Raw genomic sequence first — 1,428 nt, 5'->3', positions numbered from 1 at the left:
GATCATAGTAGGTGTCGCGCCGCTTGATGAATTCGATCGTTATGTGGAGAAGTGGAAGCAAGAAGGCGGCGAAGAGATGACCAAAGAGGTCAACGCCTGGTATCAATCTTTGAAGAAGTAACTTTCCTTCGGAAAGTTTAGTTTATGCTTTCGAAGTAACTTTCCTTTGGAAAGTAGGTATATGCTTTCGAAGTAACTTTCCTTCGGAAAGTTTGGGGAGGAGCCAGAATGAAGCTATTCAGTTGGATGTACCGACAATATACGCAAAAAATACAGCTGAGGCTGACCCTCTATTTCCTGTTCATCCTGCTGCCGCTCGTAGCTATCAGTCTGTTCTCGAATGTGCGTTCCCGAGACGTATTGCTTGAACAAACTGCCGAGAGGACGAAGGCCGGACTCAACTCCTCCATGGACTATATCGATCTTACATTGCAGAATGTCGTGGAGATCTCCACGCTTGTGGCTACAGATCCGAACATTCTGAAGCTCTCGGAACAGATAGGCAACCTATTAAATCCACAGGCTGTGATGAATTTCATCGATATCCTGAAGCAATTCTCGAACGTTACCTCGATCAATCATATGGTATCGCAGATGTCGATCTATCATTCACGTTCTCAGACGATCGTCTCATCAGTTAATGGCGTTAAACATATTACAGATCCTCAGCAACAGCAGTGGTTGCGCCATATTGCGATAGAGAATGGCACCGGCATTATGTTCACGCTTCCTGAACAAGCTACTGGGATTGAGAAGCAAACAGCGGGAAGCATTCTCGGGACGGACAGCATCTCCCTCGTTCGCGCAACAGGGTTGTCCAACCTGGATCGGCAACCCGACTTGCTCATCGTCACGATTGATAAGAACAAACTGTTGAACTTGATCCGTTCGCTTTTGCCCTCGGAACAAGCGCAAATCTACTTGTACACGAACAAGGAAGAGCTCGTCACTGGAACGGGGAAGGCTAGTCCGAATCCGTTAACTGTACATGCTTCCGATCCAGATATATTCTCGGTTAAGAGCGATTCCCGCTACTACAAATGGTCGCTCATCATGCTCCAACCGATGAAGGAACTATATGCAGGTACCAATCCTATTCGGCTGTATACGTACTTGATTATTGGAATTAGCGTTCTACTAGCGTTCTGGATATCTTGGGCCGTCTATAGCGGAATTGCTTCTCCAGTACAGAAGCTGTACCACGGTATGCGAGGAGTCGGTAGTGGCAAGTTCAATATCCAGTTGGAGAACAAGCGGAAGGACGAATTCGGTTATTTGACGAAGGCGTTCAACCAGATGGTGAAGGACCAGAAGTATTTGATCGAGAATTTCTATGAACAGCGGCTTCGCTTGACTGATACGGAATTGAAGTTTCTCCAGTCTCAGATCAACCCGCACTTTCTCTTCAATACATTGGACTCCATCTAC

At 46.5% G+C, this 1,428-nt stretch carries 1 protein-coding gene; it reads left to right on the top strand.

Annotation, left to right across the window (positions count from 1 at the left end; translation table 11 throughout):
- Positions 1-228: 228 nt before the first annotated feature.
- Positions 229-1,428 (top strand): sensor histidine kinase (locus tag AC1DWB_RS35150; RefSeq protein WP_477545702.1); only part of this gene is annotated, 1,200 nt, incomplete at its 3' end.

Source organism: Paenibacillus sp. P4_E11 (assembly GCF_056401635.1).
This window is presented reverse-complemented; position numbering and strand designations above follow the sequence as displayed.